19 protein-coding genes are annotated in these 17,928 nt (G+C 55.5%); 9 read left to right on the top strand and 10 right to left on the bottom strand.

Going from position 1 to position 17,928, the window contains the following annotated elements; genetic code table 11:
• Nucleotides 1-361 precede the first annotated feature (361 nt).
• Together CAF80_RS07615 and CAF80_RS07610 are read left to right on the top strand one after the other, a co-directional pair.
• Nucleotides 362-1,333 carry a zeta toxin family protein gene (locus CAF80_RS07615; protein WP_052266545.1) on the top strand — a complete coding sequence of 324 codons (972 nt, stop codon included), beginning with the start codon at nt 362-364 and terminating at the stop codon, nt 1,331-1,333.
• Nucleotides 1,334-1,550: 217 nt separating this feature from the next.
• Nucleotides 1,551-2,776, top strand: a protein-coding gene (locus CAF80_RS07610) for an IS3 family transposase (protein WP_371916406.1) whose coding sequence is annotated in 2 segments (ribosomal slippage) — nt 1,551-1,902 and nt 1,902-2,776 — 1,227 coding nt in all. Because the reading frame shifts where the segments join, the coding sequence is not laid out codon by codon here.
• Between the two features lie 36 nt (nt 2,777-2,812).
• Here the strand turns inward: CAF80_RS07610 and CAF80_RS07605 are convergent.
• Nucleotides 2,813-4,399, bottom strand: coding sequence for an ABC-F family ATPase (locus CAF80_RS07605; RefSeq protein WP_039768209.1), 1,587 nt, complete (start codon nt 4,397-4,399; stop codon nt 2,813-2,815).
• Nucleotides 4,400-4,790: 391 nt separating this feature from the next.
• On the opposite strand from CAF80_RS07605, the gene lpxO reads away from it, so the two are divergent.
• Nucleotides 4,791-5,690, top strand: a complete 900-nt coding sequence (lpxO, locus tag CAF80_RS07600) for a lipid A hydroxylase LpxO (protein ID WP_039768931.1) — start codon at nt 4,791-4,793, stop codon at nt 5,688-5,690.
• A 41-nt stretch (nt 5,691-5,731) separates the two neighbouring features.
• Here the strand turns inward: lpxO and CAF80_RS07595 are convergent, their stop codons facing one another.
• Nucleotides 5,732-6,592 (bottom strand): Ku protein, encoded by an 861-nt coding sequence (locus CAF80_RS07595; protein ID WP_039768210.1) that lies wholly within the window; start codon nt 6,590-6,592, stop codon nt 5,732-5,734.
• Between the two features lie 191 nt (nt 6,593-6,783).
• Between CAF80_RS07595 and CAF80_RS07590 the strand changes: the two genes are divergently transcribed.
• Together CAF80_RS07590 and CAF80_RS07585 are read left to right on the top strand one after the other, a co-directional pair.
• Nucleotides 6,784-7,125: a hypothetical protein gene (locus CAF80_RS07590; RefSeq protein WP_039768211.1), complete on the top strand. Its 342-nt coding sequence runs from the start codon at nt 6,784-6,786 to the stop codon at nt 7,123-7,125.
• A gap of 50 nt (nt 7,126-7,175) precedes the next feature.
• Nucleotides 7,176-8,321 carry a PQQ-dependent sugar dehydrogenase gene (locus CAF80_RS07585; protein ID WP_074690673.1) on the top strand — a complete coding sequence of 382 codons (1,146 nt, stop codon included), beginning with the start codon at nt 7,176-7,178 and terminating at the stop codon, nt 8,319-8,321.
• Nucleotides 8,322-8,326: 5 nt separating this feature from the next.
• On the opposite strand, the gene CAF80_RS07580 is transcribed toward CAF80_RS07585, so the two are convergent.
• Nucleotides 8,327-9,430, bottom strand: coding sequence for a GNAT family N-acetyltransferase/peptidase C39 family protein (locus tag CAF80_RS07580; protein ID WP_039768214.1), 1,104 nt, complete (start codon nt 9,428-9,430; stop codon nt 8,327-8,329).
• A gap of 92 nt (nt 9,431-9,522) precedes the next feature.
• Here CAF80_RS07580 and CAF80_RS07575 point away from each other — a divergent pair, with 92 nt between their 5' ends.
• Together CAF80_RS07575 and CAF80_RS07570 are read left to right on the top strand one after the other, a co-directional pair.
• Nucleotides 9,523-11,097, top strand: a complete 1,575-nt coding sequence (locus CAF80_RS07575; protein ID WP_074690672.1) for a RimK family protein — start codon at nt 9,523-9,525, stop codon at nt 11,095-11,097.
• A gap of 7 nt (nt 11,098-11,104) precedes the next feature.
• On the top strand, nt 11,105-12,028 hold the full coding sequence (locus CAF80_RS07570) for a magnesium transporter CorA family protein (RefSeq protein ID WP_039768216.1): 924 nt from the start codon (nt 11,105-11,107) through the stop codon (nt 12,026-12,028).
• Here CAF80_RS07570 and CAF80_RS07565 read toward each other — a convergent pair.
• From CAF80_RS07565 to eco, 3 genes are all read right to left on the bottom strand, one after another.
• Complete coding sequence (locus CAF80_RS07565; RefSeq protein ID WP_074690698.1) at nt 12,009-12,347, bottom strand: DUF2834 domain-containing protein; 339 nt, start codon at nt 12,345-12,347, stop codon at nt 12,009-12,011. The two genes, CAF80_RS07570 and CAF80_RS07565, sit on opposite strands and share 20 nt — an antisense overlap.
• Before the next feature lie 83 nt (nt 12,348-12,430).
• Nucleotides 12,431-12,736, bottom strand: a complete 306-nt coding sequence (locus tag CAF80_RS07560; protein WP_039768220.1) for an NIPSNAP family protein — start codon at nt 12,734-12,736, stop codon at nt 12,431-12,433.
• 20 nt (nt 12,737-12,756) lie between these two features.
• Entirely contained in the window at nt 12,757-13,242 is a 486-nt protein-coding gene (eco, locus tag CAF80_RS07555; protein ID WP_039768221.1) for a serine protease inhibitor ecotin, read from the bottom strand.
• 372 nt (nt 13,243-13,614) lie between these two features.
• Between eco and CAF80_RS07550 the strand changes: the two genes are divergently transcribed.
• A complete protein-coding gene (locus tag CAF80_RS07550) occupies nt 13,615-13,884 on the top strand; it encodes a DUF1652 domain-containing protein (RefSeq protein WP_039768222.1) in 270 nt (89 codons plus the stop codon).
• Here the strand turns inward: CAF80_RS07550 and CAF80_RS07545 are convergent.
• Both CAF80_RS07545 and CAF80_RS07540 read right to left on the bottom strand, forming a co-directional pair.
• A complete protein-coding gene (locus CAF80_RS07545; protein WP_074690671.1) occupies nt 13,881-14,279 on the bottom strand; it encodes a hypothetical protein in 399 nt (132 codons plus the stop codon). The two genes, CAF80_RS07550 and CAF80_RS07545, sit on opposite strands and share 4 nt — an antisense overlap.
• 90 nt (nt 14,280-14,369) lie before the next feature.
• On the bottom strand, nt 14,370-14,630 hold the full coding sequence (locus tag CAF80_RS07540; protein WP_011334038.1) for a DUF2790 domain-containing protein: 261 nt from the start codon (nt 14,628-14,630) through the stop codon (nt 14,370-14,372).
• A gap of 492 nt (nt 14,631-15,122) precedes the next feature.
• Here CAF80_RS07540 and CAF80_RS07530 point away from each other — a divergent pair, with 492 nt between their 5' ends.
• Nucleotides 15,123-15,419, top strand: a complete 297-nt coding sequence (locus tag CAF80_RS07530) for a hypothetical protein (RefSeq protein ID WP_025109577.1) — start codon at nt 15,123-15,125, stop codon at nt 15,417-15,419.
• Between the two features lie 187 nt (nt 15,420-15,606).
• Here CAF80_RS07530 and CAF80_RS07525 read toward each other — a convergent pair whose 3' ends face one another.
• Nucleotides 15,607-17,421 (bottom strand): DUF2235 domain-containing protein, encoded by a 1,815-nt coding sequence (locus tag CAF80_RS07525; protein ID WP_074690669.1) that lies wholly within the window; start codon nt 17,419-17,421, stop codon nt 15,607-15,609.
• Nucleotides 17,418-17,897, bottom strand: coding sequence for a DUF3304 domain-containing protein (locus CAF80_RS07520; RefSeq protein WP_085667080.1), 480 nt, complete (start codon nt 17,895-17,897; stop codon nt 17,418-17,420). Before CAF80_RS07520 ends, CAF80_RS07525 begins: the two co-directional genes overlap by 4 nt.
• Between the last annotated feature and the right edge of the window lie 31 nt (nt 17,898-17,928).

The raw sequence follows: 17,928 nt of genomic DNA, 5'->3' as shown, positions 1-17,928 counted from the left end.
GTAGTTCTTTCAGTAGGGGCAGCATGACTGGTTTATAGGAAACAGGGTGTTTATAGAAATGAAAACCTTAAATCAAGCATAGGGCGGTTCGTTGAATAAGCGCGGATATTTCTTGTTATATAAGTAGTGTATTAGTGTCTGCCCAGTAGTCCATCACTGCTTGTTTTGTAGGATGTCGCCCTGAACGTTTATCGATTTTTTTCTGAAATATATTGTTGTGCTTTCTGGATTGATTCATTTTATTTAATGGTTTTAGCTTTGGTTGTCTTTTGAATTGGCTTGGCGATTGTCAATAGTAGTTGTCGATTTTCAGTGCGGATTTTTAAAAGGACTTATTTCAATTGAGAAGGAACTTAATAATATGACTGGCAAATTTTCCTATACGCAACAGGACGTAAAAAACGCTTTTCTTGGACTGCAAAAGAAGTTATTCGACGAAAGAGTGGCAGTTTCAGATGAGGAATCTTCGCCAAAAATGCTTGTGGTTGCCGGCATAGAGGGTGCAGGCAAAACACATCTGCTCAATGAGTTGCTCGACACTTGTCGCTATTCAAATTATGTCCCGCTGTACGAGCCACATTTCCGGACCCTTCATCCGCAATACCAAGAGATCGTGAAAAATGGCGTGGGCTTTGCCTACAATAAGACCGATCAGTTTGTCAGGGATTTGGGGGGCATGATTTTTGAGAAAGCGCTGCGAGAGAAGTACAGCATTATAATGGAGGTTGGCCTTGAAACTTACGAGTTTGCAGAATTTCAAAAGGGGGAACACGCCAGCCGCTATCAATATGAGGTTCATGTCATCGCTTGTAAAAAGGATTTTGCGCATGTGTCGACCATTTCACGAGCGCTGGACAGCGCAAAGAACAACAAACTGGAGCGTTTCGTTTCTCTACGAGACCTGGACGCGGGAATGGCGAATGCCAAAGCTGTTTTGACGGCGTTCGAGGAAGCCTGCTCCAAGGTGAAGGGGTCGGAGATAGCCTTGTACGAACGTAGTTTCGGTACTGACAAAAATAGCAAGATGATATGCCGTAGTCTTTGTGTAGATACCGGGGAACTGGTGCCTCAAGCAGTCGTCATTGGTGGTGTTTCATTACCCGCTGCGTCGAACAAAGTGAGTATCGAATATAAGGGCGGTGCTGCGGTAGCCAGTGTTTACAAAGCGTTTGCCGACATTGCAGACGGTGCGATATTTTATCGATTTGGTCGGGAGAAGATGGTGTTTGAATGTCACTCAATCCTGTCGGGTGCTCTGGAAGTTGATCATAAGTTTGCAGAGCCTGCGGTGAATGGTCTTTATTCTTATATCCTTAAGTATGCCATTCGTTAATGTGAGTGGATGTTGATTGTGGTTTGGATGATGCAATCATTCTCCAAATGCATCGTACAAAACTACTGGAATGTCCAAGCTTTGCCGGGAAGAAAGTGATGACTTCCCGGTGAACAGTGAAACAAAAAAGCCCTGTCACAAAGACAGGGCTTTTTTGTAGTAGTTGTCTCGTCCTGAATAAGGTTTACACCTTCTGGCTTCTTATCAGGAGGGTGCAATGGATTCGGGCGCAAAACGCAGTCAACGCGATTACACGCTGACTTTTAAATTGTCGGTTGTCGACCAAGTCGAAAAAGGCGAGTTGAGTTATAAAGAGGCTCAACGGCGCTACGGAATTCAGGGTCGGTCGACGGTGTTGGTTTGGTTACGCAAGCATGGTCGGCAAGACTGGAGCCAAGGCGCCTCCATTCGTTCCCAAAGGAACCGACCGATGGACGAGCCCACTTTGCCCTTAACTCCCGAGCAGAGAATCAAAGAGCTTGAGGAGCAGTTGGCGCTGGCGAATCAGAAAGCCAAGTTTTTTGAAGACGTGGTGGACGTACTGAAGAACGACTACGGCGTTTCTGTCGTAAAAAAGCGGCCCGGCAAGTCGTTGCGCAGACCCAAACCCTGAGTGTCAGCAGGGCTTGCCAGTTTATGGGGATCAGTCGCCAAGCCTTTTACAAACGTAATCGCGTCTATCGGGCTCGTATCGAGCAAGATCAGAAACTCATCCAGTTTGTGCAGACAATCCGAGTACGCCAACCCTGCATTGGCGCCCGCAAATTGCACTCGTTGATGCACGCGGAGCGTGAGAAACAGGAGCTGCATGTCGGCCGCGATCGGTTATTGGCGGTCTTGCGTGATTACCGCCAACTGGTCCGCAGGAAGCGGGCTTATCACAAAACGACCGACAGTCATCATCACTTCCGCTGCCATCCCAATCTGCTCAAACCAGGCCCGTCGCAAGTTGTCGCTACCGGTCCGGAACAGGTCTGGGTGGCCGATATTACTTATCTGTCCACCAAGCGTGACGATCCGGTCTATTTGAGTCTGGTGACGGATGCCTTCTCGAGAAAAATAGTCGGCTATCACGTGCATGGCAGCTTACATGCCGACTCGGTGGCTCAAGCCTTGCGCATGGCTTTGAAGACGCGTCGAACATGCCAGAAACTGGTTCATCACTCGGATCGAGGTGTGCAGTACTGCTCGGCGCTTTATCAAAAGCTCCATGCCAAGCATGGCATTACGTGCTCAATGACTGATGGCTACGACTGCTACCAAAACGCCTTGGCAGAGCGGGTCAACGGCATCTTGAAGACAGAGCTCTTGCTCCACCGGCCGACAGACTTGGCGCAAGCGGAGCAAATGGTGCGGGAGGCGATCCTGATCTACAACCAGGAGCGCCCTCACCTGTCCTTAAAATACAAAACGCCCGATGCAGTGCATCGGGCGTTAGGATGAGACAGGTGTAAACCTATTTCAGGACTAGACAAGTTTTCAGAACACCACGCCTTGGCTGCGCAGGTAGTCGTCGTAGGTGCCGCTGAAGTCGGTCACGCCGTTCGGGCTCAGCTCGATGATGCGGGTGGCCAGGGACGATACGAACTCACGGTCGTGGCTGACGAAAATCAACGTGCCCGGGTAGTTTTCCAGCGCCAGGTTCAGCGCCTCGATCGATTCCATGTCCAGGTGGTTGGTCGGTTCGTCCATCACCAGCACGTTCGGCTTTTGCAGGATCAGCTTGCCGAACAGCATGCGGCCTTGCTCACCACCGGAAATCACTTTCACCGACTTGAGGATTTCGTCGTTGGAGAACAGCATGCGACCCAGGGTGCCACGGATCACTTGCTCGCCCTGAGTCCACTGACCCATCCAGTCGAACAGGCTGACGTCGTCTTCGAAATCGTGGGCGTGGTCCTGAGCGTAGTAGCCCAGCTCCGCGCTTTCGGTCCACTTCACCGAACCTGCGTCCGGGGTCAGTTCGCCCATCAGCGTGCGCAGCAGGGTGGTCTTGCCGATACCGTTCGGGCCGATGATCGCCACGCGCTCGCCGGCTTCAACTGTGAAGCTGAAGTTCTTGAACAGGGTCTTGCCGTCGAAGCCCTTGGACATCTGCTCGATGGTCACAGCCTGGCGGTGCAGCTTCTTGGTCTGTTCGAAACGGATGAACGGGCTCACGCGGCTCGATGGCTTGACCTCGGCCAGCTGGATCTTGTCGATCTGCTTGGCGCGGGAAGTGGCCTGCTTGGCTTTCGAGGCGTTGGCCGAGAAGCGGCTGACGAACGTTTGCAGTTCGGCGATCTGGGCTTTCTTCTTGGCGTTGTCCGACAGCAGTTGCTCGCGGGACTGGGTCGCCGCGGTCATGTACTCGTCGTAGTTGCCCGGGAACAGACGCAGCTCGCCGTAGTCCAGGTCGGCCATGTGGGTGCAGACGCTGTTCAGGAAGTGACGGTCGTGGGAAATGATGATCATGGTGCTGTTACGCGCCGTCAAAATCGTTTCCAGCCAGCGGATGGTGTTGATGTCCAGGTGGTTGGTCGGTTCGTCGAGCAGCAGCACTTCCGGATCGGAGAACAGTGCCTGAGCCAACAGAACACGCAGCTTCCAGCCCGGCGCGACTTCGGTCATCGGGCCGAAGTGCTGTTCCAGCGGAATGCCCAGACCCAGCAGCAGTTCACCGGCGCGAGATTCGGCGGTGTAGCCGTCCATCTCGGCGAACTCGGTTTCCAGCTCGGCCACGGCCATGCCGTCTTCTTCGCTCATTTCCGGCAGCGAGTAGATGCGATCGCGCTCGGCCTTGACCTTCCACAGCTCTTCGTGACCCATGATCACCGTGTCGATCACGGTGAATTCTTCGTAGGCGAACTGATCCTGGCGCAATTTACCCAAGCGTACATTCGGCTCCAGCATGACCTGGCCGCCGGATGGCTCGAGGTCGCCGCCGAGGATCTTCATGAAGGTTGACTTGCCGCAACCGTTGGCGCCGATCAGGCCGTAGCGGTTGCCGCCATTGAATTTGACCGAAACGTTTTCAAACAGCGGCTTGGCGCCGAACTGCATGGTGATGTTAGCTGTAGAAATCAAAGGTTTTTCCTGCGAAGCGTGCTGAGTAGCGAGGGCGCAGCCGGAGCGCTTGGCCCGAGTCGAAGTGCGCTGAGGCGGGGCAATCCCGTCATCAACCAAGGGGGGCGCGTAAAGTTTGGCGGCGATTGTACTGGTCTGGCTCTTTAAACGATAGGGCGGTGACATTCCGATTGCCGTTTGGCGCAATCGCGAGACAGTTTTTCACAGATGAAGGTTCACTATTGGTTACAAACTGTGGCTAAAATGCCATCCATTCACCCAATGCCTTGTCCGGCATGGGCTCAAGGATGCGCCACCGGGACGTTTTTTTGATTTCAGACCACTGCCACAGACCTTGGGCCACAGCCCGAAAGGCGCGCAGTTTGTTCACTTCTGACGTGTGACGATTTCCGTGAAACTCATCATTGCCGCTGTATATGTCATTTCCATTGCGTACGTTCACCTGCGCGGTCGCGTACGCCACAAACTCGGTCGTCAACTGAGCGATCACTCTTCGTTCCTGGCACCGATCAACTGCTTCCTTTATCTGTTCTCGAAAAAGCCCAACACGCCTTACCTTGATCCAAAGGACTTTCCCGATCTGACTCCGTTGCAGACCCACTGGGAAGAAATCCGTGAAGAAGGTCGTAACCTGCTGCGCGCCGGCGAAATCAAACGTTCCAACCAGTACGACGACGTCGGTTTCAACTCGTTCTTCAAGACCGGCTGGAAGCGTTTCTACCTGAAGTGGTACGGCGACAGCCACCCGTCGGCGCTGCAACTGTGCCCGCGCACCACCGAACTGGTGCAGAGCATCGGCTCGATCAAGGCTGCGATGTTCGCCGAGCTGCCGCCGGGCTCGAAACTGGTGCGTCACCGCGACCCGTACGCCGGTTCCTACCGTTATCACCTGGGCCTGGAAACGCCGAACGACGCCGGTTGCTACATCAACGTCGATGGCGAGAACTATCACTGGCGCGATGGCGAAGCGGTGATGTTCGACGAGACGTTCATTCATTACGCGGAAAACACCACCGACCAGAACCGCATCATCCTGTTCTGTGACATCGAGCGCCCGATGAAGTATCGCTGGGCGGCGGCGTTCAACCGCTGGTTCAGCCGCACCGTGATGTCGGCGGCCGGTGCGCCGAACGATGCGGGTGACCGCACCGGTGGCATCAACCGGTTATTTACCAAAATCTACAAGATTCGCCTGCGCGGAAAAGAGCTCAAAAAGCGCAATCGCAAACTCTACTACATGGAAAAGTGGGCGATCTTCGGCGGTCTGCTGGCGATCTTCATCTTGATCTGACGAATCGGGCGACTGTTAAAGACAGTCGCCCGATTTCATTTTCATGAGGCCTTTTTGGTTTTCTTCGCCGCTGTTGTCTTGCTGGCGGTCTTCTTCGCCGGTTTGGCCGGAGCTTTTCCGCCCAAGCTGCGCTTGAGCAGTTCGGTCAGGTCGATAACATCTGCGGTTTTGCGCTCTTCTTCTGCAGAGACGGTCTCAACGTCTTCGATCTTGCCTTCATGGGCCTTTTTGTCCACCAGCGCCATGATCTTGTCTTCGAACTCGTCGTTGTAATCCTCGGGCGTCCAGTCCGCTGTCATGTCTTCCACCAGCCGTTTGGCCATGTCCAGTTCGCCTTTGGCCAGTTGCGGCTTGGTCACTTCGCTGCCCAGCTCAAGTTCGTCCAGGCTGCGCACTTCCTGCGGCCAGCGCAACTTCACCAGCACCAGCGCCGACTCCAGAGGCATAAGCGCCGCCAGGTATTGACGCGTATGTAAAACCACTCGGGCGAGGGCGACCTTCCGGGTTTTGCTCAGGGTTTCACGCAGCAAGGCGTAGACTTTGCCGCCGCGCTTGTCCGGAGCCAGGTAATAGGGCGTGTCGATGTTCTGCAGCGGGATCTGTTCACTGTCGACAAAGGCGAAGATATCGATGGTCTGGGTCGAAACCGGGTGTGCCGAGCGGATCTCTTCTTCGCTGAGCACCACATAGCGGCCTTTTTCGAACTGAACACCTTTGACGATGTGCTCTTTGGTGACTTCCTTGCCAGTGACCTTGTTGACCCGTTTATAGCCGACCGGGTCCATGCTGCGGCTGTCGAGCCAGTCGAAGTCGACGCCTTGGGATGACGTCGCCGAGACCAGCGCCACGGGGATGTGGACCAGACCGAAACTGATTGCGCCTTTCCAGATTGCCCGAGCCATGTGCTGTTCTCCGAGTGATGTTCGGGTGACCCGTGGCCCGGCGTAAAAGTTTCCGTTGTTTGCTGGGTGCCGCTAAACGTCAGGTCAAGCCGTGTTACATCTTGTTTAGCGGTGACGGGTTAACAAATGCGAACCCACGGCGTAGCGTGGACTCGAAGGCTCTAGTCCCTGCGCACCGAAAGAGGCCGTTCATGAACCGTTTCCTGCTTGGCATTGCGTTGCTCGCCCTCAGTGGCGGGCTGGTTCACGCCGATGGCGCAATAAGCCATACATCGCTGTTGCTGGCACAAAGTCCGACCGGCAACAGCAACAACCCCTACAACAGCCCGATCCGCCGGGCGAACCCCAACAGCATGCAGGGCACCCAGCCCAGCACTCCGCCCGTTCGCGGGCCGAACACCGTTCCCGTGCCGCGTCCACCGACCCTGGAAAATCGCGGTATCGGCAATGGCCAGCCGCTGCGCTCCGTGCCGAGCACGCCACCCACCTTCATCCCCAACCCTCCAGCCCGTGACAGCGGGAGCAACCGTTGAATGGCAGAACCGCTTCTGTCAGCCCTTCAAACGAACAAAAGGAATCGTGCATGTTGCGTAAAACCCTTCTGGCCGGCCTGTGTGCCAGTGCACTGATCACCGCCCCGGCGTTCGCCGCCGCTCCCAAAGAACTGCAAAGCGAGCAGGGCACCCTTGAAGTCACGACCATTACCCAGGGCCTCGAGCACCCATGGGCTCTGGCCTTCCTTCCTGATCGCCAGGGCATGCTGGTGACCGAACGCCCCGGCAATCTGCGCGTAGTGGATGCCGACGGCAAGCTTTCTGCGCCGATCACCGGTGTGCCGGACGTCTGGGCCAAGGGGCAGGGCGGATTGCTCGACGTGGTGCTGTCACCGGATTTCAAACAGGATCGCCTCGTGTACCTGTCTTACGCCGAGGGCGGCGGTGCAGGTGACAAGGCCGGAACGGCGGTCGGGCGCGGGCGCCTGTCGGATGACTTGAAAACCCTGAAGGACTTCAATGTGATCTTCCGCCAGGAGCCGAAACTGTCGGTCGGCAATCACTTCGGCTCGCGGCTGGTGTTCGACCGGGACGGTTATCTGTTCATCACCCTGGGCGAAAACAACGATCGCCCGACCGCGCAGGACCTGGACAAGTTGCAAGGCAAGGTCGTGAGGATCTACCCCGACGGCAAGGTGCCGGACGACAATCCCTTTGTCGGCCAGTCCGGCGTGCGCCCGGAGATCTGGTCCTACGGCCACCGCAATCCTCAGGGCGCCGCACTCAATCCATGGACCGGAACGGTGTGGGAAAACGAACACGGCCCACGCGGTGGCGACGAGGTGAACATCATCGAACGCGGCAAGAACTACGGCTGGCCGCTGGCGACCCACGGCATCAACTACTCCATGCAACCGATCCCAGAAGCCAAGGGCAAGACCGCCGAAGGCACGGTCGGGCCGCACCATGTCTGGGAAAAATCCCCGGGCGTCACCGGCATGGCCTTCTACGACGCCGATCGCTTCAAACCCTGGCAGCACAACGTGTTCATCGGTGCGCTGGTAACGCAGGAACTGATCCGCTTGCAGTTCGACGGCGACAAGGTGGTGCATGAAGAGCGCTTGCTCGGCGAATTGAAACAGCGGATCCGTGATGTGCGCCAAGGGCCGGATGGTTACCTGTATGTGCTGACGGATGAGTCCGACGGTTCGCTTTACAAGGTCGGACTCAAATGAACCCTTCACGCGGGTGAGCGAGCGTAAAGCACCACCGCCGCCCGCAATTTTCCACGACCGAAGCGGCACATTTTCTCGAACTCCCCATGGCTGACCGGCACGTGCTGGCAGTCCATGGGCTGGCGATGCTGGCTGTGATCGACATCCGGGTCGTGCAGGTAGACGAAGTCTTCGTCGCAGTCGGTGACGATCACCCAGTGCGGCGACTTGGAACGGGTTAGCCGATAGCTGCTGATCAGCACCAAGGGCTGGCCACCGTTGGCCAGCAACGTGGGTAAATCCAGCGCTACGCCGCTGACTTGATCGACATCGGTGTCGTTCAGTTGTGCCATGAACTCGTCATGCACCAGGCGCATGACGTCTTTTTTATGCGCGTCACGGACTCCGTCGAGAAACAGCGGCCCGCTCATGCTCAGTTGCAAACGCACTTTAAAACCCCGGCGCCACGCTGCCAGTGCCAGACCCTGTGGGCTGCAACCGCCATGACCAGCCGTCATGAACACCGTGGTTGCCTCACGCCACAACTGCAATTCCTCGCGCCGCTCAAGCAAACGTTCGGCCTGCAACGCACCCATGGCCATCATTAAGCAGGCCGGGCCGCAAGTGAAGTCGGTGGTTTGTCGGTAATAGGGGACCTTGATGTTGCGTGAGTCGCGGTGCTGGAGAATGCGTTTCTCCAGGCGCAGCGCGTCGGCGTGATCCTCGTAGTAGTCATGGATCAGCGCAAAGTGCCGGTAACCGTTGCGCTCGTACAGGGCGATGGCGGCCGGATTGTCGGTGCGCACTTCCAGACGCAGGTAGGCGCAGTCGTGCTCGAGCGCGCACGCCTCGATCCGTTGCAGCAGTTGCTTGCCCAGACCACCGCCGCGCGCCTCGGGGGCAATCGCAATGGAATACAGACGGGCCAGCGAGGTGCCGCGATGAAACAACACCAGCGCATAACCGGCCAGTTGACCCTCGCGTTCGGCCACCCACAATTGCCCGTGGGCCCGGGTGATCATCCATTGGAAACTGCGGCGGGTGAGCCGGTCCGTGGTGAAACAGTGCATCTCCAGCGCGAGCAACGCTGGCAAATCCTCAATGACCGCCAGCCGAAAAACAGCATTCATATGACCACCGTAAAAGTTGCGTAACGAAACGGGACTTTCGAAAAACTTCGTGCTTAATAGAAAAGGTCTTGTTCTCCAACGGATCAATTTCTATGTCAGCGGTACAGGGTCATTGGCGCGAAGTATCCAGTCAAAGTTTGCCATCGGCAACTTATTTAAAACCGCAGATCAGAACTTCCAGTCAAGTGTTGATCATCGTCGAACGCAAGGAAGACTGGGCCTCGTACTTCCCCAGCGAAGACATCCTGACGGCCCAGGAATACCTTGAACAGCCACCCGACAGCGAGCCGGGAAAACGCGTACAGGTGATCAATCTGTGCCGCAGCTACAAGTACCTGGGCCACGGCTACTACTGCTCGCTGCTGGCTGAAGCCCGAGGGCACAAGGTGATTCCGTCGGTACGCACCATCAGCGAGCTGACCCGAAAATCTCTTTATGGCCTGGCACTGGATGACCTGGATAAAACCCTGGAAAAAGCCCTCAGCCATCATCTCTACAGCGACACTGAAGGTTTTACGCTGACACTTTATTTCGGCAGAACCCATATCGAGCCGTTGCAGGATCTGGCCCGGCAATTGTTTGAAGTATTTCCGTGTCCGATTCTGTTAGTTGAGTTTCGTCGAACTAACGGCTGGCACATCGAAGGAATAAAGTCTGGCGCCTTGCACAAGTTGCGCGACGATCAGGAAGATCAGTTCGCCAATGCGCTGGACGGCTTCAGCCGCAAGATCTGGCGTGTACCGCGTTCGCCGCAAGTAGCGCGATATGACCTGGCGATCCTGCATGATCCGCAGGAAGCCTTGCCACCGTCCAATGCCCGCGCACTGGAAAACTTTGTGCGGGTCGGCAAGGGCATGGGCATCGATGTCGAGCTGATCGAGCGCAAGGATTACGCAAGGCTGGCCGAGTACGACGGCCTGCTGATCCGCGAGACCACCAGCGTCGACAACCACACTTATCGCTTCGCCAAAAAAGCCGAAAGTGAAGGGCTGGTGGTGATGGACGACCCGACGTCGATCCTGCGCTGCACCAACAAGGTCTACCTCACCGACTTGCTCAACAGCCATCAACTGGGCATGCCGGCTACGGAAATTCTCTACAAGGAGCGCCCCGAAGACTTCGAGCGGGTCGGCGAACGCCTCGGTTTTCCGCTGGTGCTGAAGATCCCTGATGGTTGTTTCTCCCGTGGCGTGATCAAGGTCGAGAGCCAGCAGGCCTTGCTGGAAGCCACCGCCGAGCTGTTCGAACACTCGGTGTTGTTGCTGGCTCAGGAGTTTTTCTACACCGAGTACGACTGGCGCATCGGCGTGCTCAACCGTAAACCGATCTTTGCCTGCCAGTACTTCATGTCCAAGGGTCATTGGCAGATCTACAACCACAAGGCCAAGGGCCAGGATGTCAACGGCGAATGCCGCACGCTGGCCATCCACGAAGCGCCGCGCGCGGTGGTGGAACTGGCGGTGAAGACCGCCAACCTGATCGGCGATGGCTTGTATGGCGTCGATTTGAAACAGGCCGGCGACAAGGTGGTGGTGATCGAGGTCAACGACAACCCGAACCTCGACGCCGGCATCGAAGACGCCTACCTGCAGGACGACCTGTATTCGCTGGTACTGGAAGAGTTCGTGCGGCGTCTTGAGCTGAAACGCCGCGGTCAGGCCTGGTGACCGGCCGATGATCAACAGTTTTGCACTCAATCACGGCGGTTTGCAGCGGGTCGAGCGGCTGGACGCCGAGGTGATGCTGTTCAGCGACCCGGACGCTGCCGAGCGCGACTTGCTGCACTGTCACTTCAAACTCGATGAACACGCGCTGGCCTCGGCGCTTGATCCGGACGAGGTGTCGCGGATCGAGTTTCACCCCGACCACTTGTTTCTGATCTGGAAACGCCCGGAAAACTATTCCGGCGGTGGCAGCCTGGCTTTTGAGGTTTCGTCCTGCGGCTTGCTGTTCTCGCCGGGCCAGTTGCTGGTGATCGCTACGGACGACACGCCGCTGCACGGTGTCGGTACACGTCAGCCACTGAACACGCCGCTGGATGTGTTGTTGGACTTGCTGTTCAACAACATCCATCACTACCTCGGGCATCTGAAGGTGATCAAACTGGTCGCCCGGGAGTTGCAGCAAAAATTCAACGCCTCGATGCAAAACCAGCATCTGGTGCAGATGTTCAACCTCAGCGAAAGCCTGATCTATTACATCAACGCCCTGCACAGCAACGGCGCGGTGCTGACGCGGCTGCGCAATCACGCGGAAAAACAGCATTTCGGCAGCGAATCGATCGGCCTGATCGACGACCTGATCATCGAAAACAATCAGTGCTACAAGCAGGCGGAAATCTATTCGACGGTGTTCTCCGGGCTGATCGACGCCCGGGGCAACCTGATGAACAACAGCATGAATAACCTGCTGCGCAAACTGACGCTGATCAACGTGGTGTTCCTGCCGCTCAACCTGATTGCCAGCATTGGCGGCATGTCGGAATTCAGCATGATGACCGCCGGCACACCGTGGTGGGTGTCGTACCCGTTGTTTCTGGCAGCGATGCTGTTGGGGGCCGGCGGGATGCTGTTCGGGCTCAGGCGTCTGGCGAAATGACCGGTGCCGAACGCTTGCGATCCTGCAGGCCCCGGACCACCAGGTACAACAACGGCCCGACCGAAACAAATACCGCCGTCAGCAACAGATACGGCACCACCGACCAGCCCGACTGCCCGCGCTTGCGCGCATCCTTGAACATCCAGATGCCGGCCAGCGTTGCCAGCAGATAAAGATCGATCACCACTTGCGCGGTGTCCGGCCGTGACATCAGGCTGATGCCGAAGTCGATCAGCGACTGTTCGGCCTGAAGCATCACGGAGACGGTATAGCCGCCAAAGGCGATCAAAGCGGTGAGGGGCAGGGCGATGGACATCAGGTATTCCTTCCTTGGGCAGATGAGTCGGAATTTCAAGTTGCGCAGCTATCAGCCGTTGGCAGTTGCCAACGGCGTTGAAGCGTTCAGGGCAGCAGTGGGCGTAGAAAGCTGCGCTCGTAGCTGATGATGAACTTCTTTTCGACCAGATCGGCCACCAGCGCCGTGCTTTCGGGGTCGGTCAGTGCGATGTGGCGATAGCTTTCGTAATCCGCCAGCGACGGGAAACTGAACAGGCAATACGCGATATTGCTCGCGCCTTCCGAGGGCAGGAAGTAACCATGATGCGTTCCTCCCAGCCGTTCGACGATGCCGAGCCAGGTCTTGGCGTAGGCTTCGAATGCGTCCAACTGATAGGGATCAATCACGTATCTGACGTGGCAGGTAATCAAGGCTGCGGCTCCTTTGCAGATTATTCAGGTATTGCCACGCCAATCTTGTCCGAGGCCGACCAGATGCGGAAACGCACTTCGACGTCCTGCGGTGCGTAAATCACGATCGGCAGCTTGCTGTTGTAGCGCACAGTGAAACCGTCACCGATCACCGGCACGAACGCTCGCTTTTTCTGGGTGCCGGGTGGGCAGGCCATCAGCGTGCTCATCGGGCCACTGACTTTTTCCAGGCGGTAGAACGGATAACCCCAGCCTTCGAGGTTTTTCTCTTCGAGGGTGCCGCCCAGACGCTGGCGGTTGCAATCGACTTCGAGGGTTTTGCCGGCGAGGATTTCGACTTTGAAGTTTTCTTCCTGGGCTTGCTGCGGCAGGTGGATGACCTGGCGCGTGAAGCCCGCTTCGGCCTTCGGATAAGGCGCGGTGTCTTCAAGTTTGGCGGCGTGGGTGAGGGTGGACAGGCTGGCGAGCATCAGGCCGGCCGTCGCGCGGACGGTGAAATTTCCCATTGAAGCCTCCTGGCGGGTGTACGTTGGTTGACGGGCATTCTCACTGCCAAGGGCGATGAATGCAAACCGCCAGCCGCATGCAAATTGCAGTGTCTGCACGAGCGGATCTTGCATTTTGCAACTGGCCAGTTGCCTGCCTTTTCGCCAAACCATTGATTTGCAAGGAGGTGAATGCAACCTGATGAAAGGCACGTTTTATGCGTTGATTTGGTGCAGCGCACCGAGTTCGGGCGCCTACACTCCAATGGGCATTTCGCAGTACAGCCGCTTGTCGCAACCCAAGGAATTCAGCGGGGACACACCCGTGGGAAGCGTGACGACGGTCGACGTGAATACTTGATTGGCAGTCTCACAGTAAGGAGAGGTTTCGCCATGTTTCTGTCTGCCTTGGAACTCCGCAACATCATAGAAAGCAGCTTTCTACCGAAACGCTGCCAATGCACGCTGTCCCCGGATCTGTCGATGACCGTCAAGGTGTATGGCGATCACCAGACCGATCAGGTTGAGCTGCAGGTGAGTGGCATCGATGCCAGTCATTTGAACAGCTGTCGCGAAATCAACGGCCTGATCGCCGGGTTGCGCTCGGATCTTGCGCAACAAACGGCAACCCATCATTCAGTGCCGCGATCCCGAGTTGTCTAACCGACTGTTTCACCCAGTTCGACCGTCACGCGCCGGGCCTGCAAGAAGCCAAGGCCCAGCGCGAACTCGACCAGCACCGCGAGCAGAATCCCGGGGCCGGCGTGGCCGTTGAGCCATTCAGCAAACCCCAGCACCGCCAGGCCGAAACAGCCGACGATCAAGCCGTTGCTCAGCGCATTGCGTGCGATCGAGACCGGCGCGTTGCGCACCAGATAAAACATCACCCCCAACGCCGCAAACAGCACCGCGCTGCGCCGTGCGACGAATCCGGCGGCTTCCGAATACTCGATGCTCCAGATCGCCAGCAACATCTGTGGTGCCAGACCCCACGCCAAGGAAAGCAGAAAACACAGGGAGAAGGTGAGGGTCGAGAGCGTGCGGAACGACAACTGCATGGCGAATCCTTGCGGCAGTGAGGAGGGCCCCGAGCATACTCTTCGAGCCCCGTGCTCGCCTACCGCAAAGCCGCAAATCAGAGCTTTCTGTCAGTTCTGGAAGCTGCACGCGTCAGATAATTTCCGGTAACTGATTTCTTCCGGTTTACCGGTGTTGTCGAGGTATTTCATGTCGGCGGTGATGACCTTGCACTCCTGCGTCTGCGGCTCGGTCAGGGAAACCACTTTGGCGACATGCAGCGGCATGCCGTATTCATAGGGAACAGCCTTGGAAGTGTCATTAGCCTGGGCCAGCCCGGCAAACGCGGTGCAGGCGAGGGCGGTGGTGAGCAGGAACGGACGAATGTTCATGATGGACTCCGGTGCGACGGAAATGGAGTTCGGCAGATTGCGAGCCAAACCTGCCGCACTCGGCGTCAGCCAAGGGCTGAGGGTGTGCGGTTCAGTAGAGTTTTTGACCGCGGCGTTAAGCGATGGTTAACCGGGCTGAACGCCGGCTGTCTGGGCGGGGATTGTTTCGCGGGGGAGTCTCGGCGGATTCCTACAAGGGTGGATGCCTTGTCTGCTTTCGGGGGCTGGAGTGGGGCGGTTATGGTTTGGCGTCGCTGCAAAATCAGCGGCTTAGGTTTGGTCACCTAAAATAACAGCCCTCACAAGTGTGCCATTATTCGCTCCGTGGACATCTATGTCCTCGAAGTGCATTGCAGTGGCGGCTGTGTGCAGGGTCGCCTTCGGGCGTGCTGAGTTGGGTTGTTCTCGGTTGACCAAGCCTGCGCACAGTCCGCCTCCCCATCGTTTGGTCACGGTGTCGGCGGTTACTTACAACCTAATCGAGTAATTCCAATGCCAATCCTGAAATTAAGCTCCGCCCGCTATCTCCCGCTCAACAGCGGCGTCACCGACAGCGCACCGCTGGTCATCGACACCCAAGCCAACCCGAAAGACCTCTTCGAAGCCGCCGTGCAACGCATCCGCGCCGCAGCCGATCTGCTCGAAACCCTGCACTGCCTGTGCTTCAAACACGCCGATGTCCAGGACATTCCCCACATCACCCATGCGCTGTACCTGCTGACGCAGGATGGCAGTGATTTGCTGCAGGTTGCGCAGCAGAAAATGTTGAACTGGCAGGCGCCGGTTTGATGGTTTGAAAAGCGGCCTGGTATTCACGGGCAGAAGCATTATCTGCCCGTGATGCTGTTGGAGGCTTTCGATGAGCTAAAGGCGAGGCTCTTCATCCGGGACTGGATCATTTATGAAATCAAAGATATCCAAACTAGTCTGTCAGGGGGCAATTTGAGCCTAACCTTAGACTATCCTTACTTCGACTCTAAGCGCCTGACGATTGCGTCGATGGCTTACGTATCGTTTGCTCCATGTAGTCTGGCGACATTCCTTTAGTCTTTGTCAAATCAGGAATATCGAACTCTCGAACCAGGAAATATTTTATTGTGCTCGGGGATTGCGTCATATTGTTTATCATGAATCTATCACTCAGATAGAGCTCCAGAAGATCTTCGATGTCGAAGCTGAGGCCCTTTGGTTGCGGGGCAAACCATTCATCCAATAATGCCTTTTCTGATTTCGAAGCAAGTCCGATGCGAAGACGTTTGGCTTCTCTATCAACTTCCTCAAGCCAACCAAGCTCAGCGCGAAGACTTTCTTTGCTCTCACGTGTCTGTTTTAGAGACGTATCACGCTTTTTGGCTTGAGCTTCGGTTTCGCTACCCATTCCCAACATGCGCTTGAAAGATCCATTTTCACCAAAAACCGGTCGCTCCAAACGCTCTTCTTCCTCGGAATAAGCACGGTGTTGCTCACTGTACAACTCCCACAGTCCGCGAAGTCTTTGAATATAAAGACGACGATGGGCGAGAAAGGCATCGGCAGAAACTTTTTTATTGCCAGCCTTGGAAATGTATCGATTACTCGCCTCAATGGCGCTTGTGCCATTAATGTGGTCGTGTAACTCGAAGAAACTGGACACGTATCTATCTTTTTCCTGGAGCTTTGCCATCGAAGGGAAGGGAACTCCGGCACTGTAGGCTGCGCGGTACATATCGTGCAGAGCTGCCATGTGTAGTTCGCGACTGTGAGGGGTACTGTCTTTTTTTAGTCCTCCCCCTACATCAAAACTTGTTCCTGGAACCAAGCGCTCTTCCCAGCGCGGGGTGAGTGATCCAGTGCCAATCAGTCGAGCACGCCTGTTATCCCTGCATTCATGAGCAGCAACTAGATGAAGGGCTGATTTTACAGGGCCCGGCAGACACTCTCCGTCATCGACTTTATTGGAGATTGGCAGCAAAAAATCAAGAACGACAGATGCTTCCATGCTTCTATCGACCGCATCGAACAAACCCGCGAAGATAACTTCAAGTTTTGCGCCTTTGTAGGTAGTAGTACCAGGATCGCACGCTTCGAATATCTTATGAGCAAAGGCTCGCGCCAGTGTTGCGCCATAATCGAATCCGAATATCGACACAGATATTTTCTTGATCGAAATCGGATTTGCCTTTTTCACATCTTCAACGAGTTTTTCGAATCGATTTGTTGCGGCTTCTAATCGAGTATCCACACCAGTTTTGAGTAAGCTAAAAACAACTTCGTCGTCACGGACCGGCGAGATACCTTCGACTGACGCTTTTGCTGCTGCTGTGGCAATCGTGGAAATAATATTCTTCGGTCTTATATTGTTCGTGAGGTTTTCCCACCAGTTTTTTCCCGTCAAAAGGTCCTTGCCAACATCGACAGCCGCTTCTGTAGCGTTATCCTTAGGCAGCTTTGAGACATCATCCTTGACTTTACTCACTGCGCCATTGAGGTCGGCGGAACTGGTAGTTGCGTTTGTTCCTAAAGTAGCGTCGAAAGATGTAGCGAGCCCGGATATGTAGAATTTATGATACTGGTTGGCTGGGTCGGAGGGCGCAGCCGTCTTTTCATGAGGATAGGCAAGAAAAAGCCGTCCAATATTCGTAACTCGGTCCTCTCTTAAGTCATTCTCGAGATTTCGACTGACGCCGTCAAAAAAAAATCCTACGTGAAGAGTTCCTTCACAGGGCAATACCGAACTCTTCTTACCCACCGTGTCCGTGTTTGAACGCGCGCTGATAGCTTGTGCATCAGACAATTTTTTTGGTGTGCTCATGGATGACTTCCTGGTCCGTCAGATGGAGGGTTTGCTGAGTTTTCCGGAGCGTACCTCGTATCCAGGGTCGTGGCAGACCACAAAAGCTCAATCTTGTTTTCGGGGAGAAAATAGACGTGCAATGTATCGTCTCCGGCTTTACGTTTTGGCAGGGGCAACAGAGCCTCATGTCTCTCTATTTTCATGCCCTGGTCCTCCTGAGCTTTTGACATGCTCAGGATCCAAACTAATTTGGCATTTTCTCCGGATATGTCCCAGCAGCAGGTGACGCCTCCGTTTCCACCCCAGTTATCATTTACCCAGTAGCTACCGACAGGTCTGTCCATATAGTTATGAGACGTCAACGCCGCGCCGGGCATTCGGTTTTGGCTATAAATGAAAAATGCTAAAAAAGGGACAGCAATAATAAGGATGCCGATAGCTAAGGCTCGGTTCTTCCATCTGCGTTGATTCAAATTATTCAGGCTTAACGACATTGAAAATTTCCAAGGCTCTTTTTCACCAATC

It is taken from the genome of Pseudomonas sp. B34(2017) (genome assembly GCF_002112915.1).
GTDB classification, from domain to species: domain Bacteria; phylum Pseudomonadota; class Gammaproteobacteria; order Pseudomonadales; family Pseudomonadaceae; genus Aquipseudomonas; species Aquipseudomonas pharyngis.
The sequence above is the reverse complement of the archived record's forward strand: the minus strand, read 5'-3'. Positions and strand labels throughout refer to the sequence as shown.